Raw genomic sequence first — 5,501 nt, 5'->3', positions numbered from 1 at the left:
GGGTACCCCAGGCGGTCCCCATCGAAACGAAGCAACCGGGCAAAAACAGAATGAAAGGTTCCCATCCAAAGGTTTTTGGCCTCTGAGCCGCCGACCAGTTCGGCGATTCGCTTCTTCATCTCCCGGGCCGCTTTGTTGGTAAATGTCAGGGCCAGAATATTAAAAGGATCCACTCCCTGTTGCATCAAATGGGCGATACGGTAGGTAAGTACGCGCGTTTTTCCGGAGCCCGCCCCGGCAATCACCATAAGAGGGCCATCCTTATGTAAGACGGGGGCTCGTTGCGCCTCATTCAGCACATCCAGATAGGTGTTCAGATCCGATTTTTTCACGGGCTCAAGTTAGCCATTATTCCCTGCAACCTCAAATCCCAGACACTTCGAATTATGAACAAGGGCTTCCTGTTCTGGTCAATTTGAATATCTTTAGGCAGTAACACAGAGCCAACCCGATGAAGTTGAACCTATTCCTCTTAAGTAACCTGCTATGCGCCGCGGTTCTGGCACAGGCACCGGACCCTACTCCAGGCCCCGTGATCAAAGAATATGGAGCCGTTTGGGACATAACCAAGGCGACTTATAAAACCGATACGTCTGCGACCTATAAAGCGGTTTTTGATGTGATGAACAGCCCGGAAGACAAAACGCAGGTTAATCCGTGGATTGAAACGGCCGCCCGATTCCTCAATATGCACGCCAGGGCCGGAGTGGCCCCTGAACAACTCCAGGTAGCTTTGATCGTACACAACAAGGCCAGTACAGATCTGCTTGACAATACACACTACAGGGAACGTTTTGGAACTGACAACCCCAATAGCCCACTTATCAAAGCGCTTATGGATTCAGGGGCTCAGGTGGTTTTTTGCGGGCAATCTTCTGTGGCGCGCCAGGTACCTGCAGAACAGATCCTTGAGGGTGTACAACTCTCGCTCTCTGCGATGACCGCATTGATCCAATTTCAGAACCAGGGTTACCGATTGATAAAATTTTAAACCAACTTTAAATGAAAACAAAACACATCGCCTTTTGGGGTGTAGTACTCCTAATGGGAACGGTCCAGGGACAGCAGTGGTCACTCGAAGCAGATTACAAAGCTATCGAACCCAAAGTCATTGAATGGAGGCGAGACATCCATCAGAATCCGGAATTGTCCAACAGGGAGTTTAAAACGGCTGAAAAAATTGCAGCCCATTTAAAATCCCTCGGCCTGGAAGTCCAGACAGGTGTGGCACATACAGGGGTCGTAGGTATCCTCAAGGGTAAAAAAAGTGGGAAGGTAGTGGCACTGAGGGCGGATATCGATGCGCTGCCGGTTTACGAACGCAATGAACTGCCCTTTCGCTCTGAAGTAACCAGCGAATTTTTAGGCGAAGAGGTCGGGGTTATGCACGCCTGCGGCCACGATACGCATACGGCCATCCTTATGGGCGTGGCCGAGGTGCTTTCCAAAAACACGGATAAAATTAAGGGGACTGTGAAGTTTATTTTCCAACCCGCAGAAGAGGGTCCGCCTCCCGGGGAAGAAGGTGGCGCCCTGCTCATGGTTAAAGAGGGGGTGCTGAAATCCCCGGATGTGGATGCCATTTTTGGGCTTCATATCATTTCCGAGACACCGGCCGGTGTAATCCGTTATAAATCCGGTGGGGCCATGGCGGCGGCCCAGAGCTTTACCATTAAGGTCAAAGGTAAGCAGAGCCACGGCTCACAACCCTGGTCCGGTGTAGACCCCATACTGATCAGTGCAAAAATCATCGACGGTTTGCAGTCCATAATCAGCAGGGAGGCCCAACTGACCAATGAAGCCGCCGTGATCACGGTGGGTAAGATCAAAAGCGGGGTGCGCTTTAACATCATTCCTGAGGATGCCGAAATGCTCGGTACCATCCGCACCCTGGATTATGGCATGAAAGACCATATCAATCGCAGGATGATGGAAATGGTCCCGGACATCGCCAAAGCATACGGAGGGGAGGCCAGTATCGAGATTAATGATGCCACCGATATTACCTACAATGATCCGGACCTGGTCGCAGCAATGCTCCCCACCTTGAATCGGGTTGCAGGTACCGCAAACGTACAAACTCAAAAAGCCATTACAGGGGCGGAGGACTTCTCTTATTTTCAAAAAGAAGTCCCTGGTTTTTTCATATTCCTTGGTGGGATGACCCCCGGAAACAAGGAACCTTTCCCGCATCACACCCCGGATTTCCGAATTGATGAATCGGGCCTGATCCTGGGGGTAAAGGCCCTTACTGAGCTCAGCCTGGATTATCTCAAAGAGGGTTAAACCACAATTGCCCGTGTCCGGGGAAAAATTCACGGGTTGATTATCCGGGAAGGTGTGTATCTTTGCGATCTAATTTTTAAGGCTTATGAAAATCGTTACCCTTACTATATCGCGAGTTTCCTTCTCGCTGTTGGTATTCCTGCTGGCTGGCCCTTTGGCCATGGCTCAGCGAAAATCAGACCTCATTAAGGAAATCGACAGTCTGCGTTCACAGGTCAGAGAATTGGAAAGATCGGTTTCACAGGCTCAGGCAAGTGATAAGGCCGCCCAGGCCAAAGCTGCATCATACGAGGCGCAGGTCAGCGAATTGAAAGACGCCAATGCAACGCTGATGGCGAACCTGGGAAGCTTTGCCAATGTATCCAATAAAAAAGAAGATGCCCTTTCAAGGGCTCTGGAATCCCTGAATGCTAAAGAAAGGCAACTTAAAGGGATTGAGGGGTCTTTCAGCGCAAATGATTCCACGATTATAGTACTGCTCAATGACGCGAAGCGCACCCTCGGCCCGGATGCCAAGCTCAAAGTTGCTGCGGGTAGCCTTGTGATCTCCGGAAGCCTGTCATCACTTTTTGGGAGTGATAGCGGAACCGAGTTGACAGCGGAAGGGAATACCTGGGCACAGCGTGTAGCCGCGCTTGCCAAGGCACATCCCAACCTCGGTATTACCGTGGAAGGTTTGTCCATGACAGGAGACATGACCGTGGCGGCCAATCAGGCCACCGCTGTAATGAATGCGTTGCAAGGCACTTACGAAGTTTCGGAATCCCGATTGCAAAGTCGGGCGCGAGATGGAAATTTCAGCGAAGGTGTAGATATCCTTTTACATCCGGATTACCGCAGGTTCTATCAAATGGTCAAGGACGAGGTAAAGAGATAATCTGCGCAGGAGTACCCGGGCAAATAAACCAAATTTGGGGTGAAGTCGGAAGGGGCCTGAATACTTTTTGGGCCTATTTTGCGTTTATCCACACGAAACCCTTGAATTCCAGCACTGATGAACGGAAACGACATCCTACAACTTTTCGCATACCTCCTACCCGCCGTGGTCACAGGTGTAGTTGCCTTCTATTTTTTTAAGATGCACACCAAAAACGAAGAAGGCCGGCGTCGGTTTATCCTGCATAAAGACAGTCAGAAGAACACCTTACCCATACGCCTGCAAGCCTATGAACGTATGGCGCTGTTCCTGGAGCGGATAGCGATACCTAAATTAGTGGTTCGGGTAGCCCCAAAGTCCTCAGACAAAGGGGAGTATGAAAGCCTGCTTATCCGGACCATTGAAAACGAATACGAGCATAACCTTTCCCAGCAAATCTATATGACAGATGAGTGCTGGAATGTGATCAAAGCCGCCAAAAATGCAACCATACAGGGGATTCGGAAATCAGCCATGAGCGAGGCCGACAATGCTGATAAACTAAGGGAAGACCTTCTCAATGATATGATGGAACGGACATCACCTTCGGCTACAGCCCTCTCTTACGTTAAAAAAGAAATAGGGGCGCTTTGGTAGGGCTCAGTCGAGTTCCAGTTCACTGCTCTGCTCACTTCTGGATTCCGCAAAGAGATACCCACTTTTCCACCATTTGGTCATTTGTTTTTTATCAAACACCAGGGAATTCGTCGTCAGGACCGTTGGGGTGTAGTAAAAATTAATGATAGCATTGTGGTGATTGGCGGTAAATTTTCCGATTTTAATGTTGTGTTCTTCAATCCGGTCCAGCATAAAGGCGAACATATTGGTCAGGAGTGAAAACGCATTTCGGGAAGGCATCCGATTCAGGTGGGATACCTCCGTATGGAGAATTATAGCATCTACGACTGTGGCACCCCTTTTTATCGCCTCTTCAATGGGAACCATACACCCGAGGCCCCCATCGGCATATTCCGAACCCTTTTTTCGAACCAGGCTCATAAAGGGAATATAATTACAGGAGATCCATATCCACTCGCAAAACGAATCGTAGTCAAAATCATTTATGGATTTGTACTCCACCCGGTTCAGGGAGAGGTTCGAAACGGTAACCACTATATCCAGGGGACCCTTTTTTAACTCAGCGAATTCGATTTCAGTAATGGAATTGCGTATTAGGTTAAGCAGGTTTAAGCTCTCTCCAAAAGTCTTGCGCCCTTTTAAAAAGTTTTTGAGCACATTGCGGTGATTGATACCGATAGTGGCAACACCGTATTTACGCTCAATGGTAAACGGGCAGTTACTGAAAATACTGTCCTGGGTAACTGAGGTATAGATGTTTCGTATTTTGTCTATTTTCTTCAAACCCAGATGTGAAATCAGCAAACTTCCAGTGGAAGTCCCCAACAACAGATCATAGGAATGTTGTTTTTCCTCTATCAGGTACTTTGCTACTCCTCCCGCAAATGCCCCCTTACTGCCTCCTCCTGAAATAACCATTGCTCTCATAAGGCTGTGATTAATTCGTGTAAATATTTGTATTTCGCTTTGGGGAATCTCCCGGCCAGTTCCTCCCAATTCGCGGCATCAGGAGTTTGAGCTATCAGCTCTTTGAGCATTTCCCTGCTAAATTTGCGAAATTGCCAGCTGTGGTGTTCCGTAGCCTCCATGAGATCCGCTACATTCTGAACATCAAGAGCATCAACCTGTTGCAACATGGCGAAGCCGTTTTGACGTATTTCCCACGAATTCCCGGGAGCTGTGGTCTTTCTGAGGGCTTCTAAATACAGCCGCTGCTGGTCCGGACTCTTGTATTCCGGGGTCAGCACAGCCAACAACCACCATAACTGTTTCAGGCGAAGGTTTTCGAAACTCCCATTAGCAGCGATGCGATCCAGGGAAGCGCTCCGGTTCCCGGGATCGTTTATCCAAAGCCGGAACAAGCTGTTTTCACGCAAAACATAACTAGGGGCATCCAGCCAGGCATCCAGATAGGGCTTCATCCAATCTTTGACTTCCCGGGTATTCTCAAGTAATGCCTTATGTACAATTATTGACTGATAACCTGCCGCCTCCTCCCAGAGTTTACGGGAAATCAACGGTCCGACGGCTTCAATAATATGCGCTTTATACTCCGGACCGGAACCCAAATCCCAATAGGCTTTAAACGCATTCTCATCCGGAAGGACCCTCTTTTTGATTTCATCGAGGGACGATAAAAAAACCTTAATATCAGGCTCTTTTTGCGATAGATAGCCAAGGGCAGATGAAATATCAAAGCTTTTGGATTCGAGCCAGGTGG

General features: G+C 48.8%; 7 protein-coding genes. 4 read left to right on the top strand and 3 right to left on the bottom strand.

Annotated elements, in window-relative coordinates; translation table 11 throughout:
- Positions 1-332: UvrD-helicase domain-containing protein (locus WBV75_RS07280; RefSeq protein WP_424119969.1), on the bottom strand; the 332-nt coding region annotated here is incomplete at its 3' end.
- Positions 333-451: 119 nt separating this feature from the next.
- Between WBV75_RS07280 and WBV75_RS07275 the strand changes: the two genes are divergently transcribed.
- From WBV75_RS07275 to WBV75_RS07260, 4 genes are all read left to right on the top strand, one after another.
- On the top strand, positions 452-991 hold the full coding sequence (locus WBV75_RS07275) for a DsrE family protein (protein ID WP_424119968.1): 540 nt from the start codon (positions 452-454) through the stop codon (positions 989-991).
- A 53-nt stretch (positions 992-1,044) separates the two neighbouring features.
- Positions 1,045-2,286, top strand: coding sequence for an amidohydrolase (locus WBV75_RS07270; protein WP_424119970.1), 1,242 nt, complete (start codon positions 1,045-1,047; stop codon positions 2,284-2,286).
- An 85-nt stretch (positions 2,287-2,371) separates the two neighbouring features.
- The gene (locus WBV75_RS07265) at positions 2,372-3,163 is read left to right on the top strand and encodes a hypothetical protein (RefSeq protein WP_424119967.1); all 792 of its coding nucleotides are present in this window, start codon (positions 2,372-2,374) and stop codon (positions 3,161-3,163) included.
- 117 nt (positions 3,164-3,280) lie between these two features.
- On the top strand, positions 3,281-3,799 hold the full coding sequence (locus WBV75_RS07260) for a hypothetical protein (protein WP_424119966.1): 519 nt from the start codon (positions 3,281-3,283) through the stop codon (positions 3,797-3,799).
- Positions 3,800-3,802: 3 nt separating this feature from the next.
- Here WBV75_RS07260 and WBV75_RS07255 read toward each other — a convergent pair whose 3' ends face one another.
- Both WBV75_RS07255 and WBV75_RS07250 read right to left on the bottom strand, forming a co-directional pair.
- Positions 3,803-4,708 (bottom strand): patatin-like phospholipase family protein, encoded by a 906-nt coding sequence (locus tag WBV75_RS07255; RefSeq protein ID WP_424119965.1) that lies wholly within the window; start codon positions 4,706-4,708, stop codon positions 3,803-3,805.
- The coding region (locus WBV75_RS07250; RefSeq protein ID WP_424119964.1) for a hypothetical protein at positions 4,705-5,501 on the bottom strand (797 nt) is incomplete at its 5' end. The genes WBV75_RS07250 and WBV75_RS07255, both read right to left, overlap by 4 nt.

The organism is Robiginitalea sp., from assembly GCF_049588695.1.
Lineage (GTDB): Bacteria > Bacteroidota > Bacteroidia > Flavobacteriales > Flavobacteriaceae > Robiginitalea.
This window is presented reverse-complemented; position numbering and strand designations above follow the sequence as displayed.

Excerpts from the sequence above, each read along its gene's own strand:
- WBV75_RS07265 (WP_424119967.1), top strand. The coding sequence starts at position 2,372 with ATGAAAATCGTTACCCTTACTATATCGCGAGTTTCCTTCTCGCTGTTG.
- WBV75_RS07270 (WP_424119970.1), top strand. The coding sequence starts at position 1,045 with ATGGGAACGGTCCAGGGACAGCAGTGGTCACTCGAAGCAGATTACAAA.
- WBV75_RS07260 (WP_424119966.1), top strand. The coding sequence starts at position 3,281 with ATGAACGGAAACGACATCCTACAACTTTTCGCATACCTCCTACCCGCC.
- WBV75_RS07275 (WP_424119968.1), top strand. The coding sequence starts at position 452 with ATGAAGTTGAACCTATTCCTCTTAAGTAACCTGCTATGCGCCGCGGTT.
- WBV75_RS07255 (WP_424119965.1), bottom strand. The coding sequence starts at position 4,708 with ATGAGAGCAATGGTTATTTCAGGAGGAGGCAGTAAGGGGGCATTTGCG.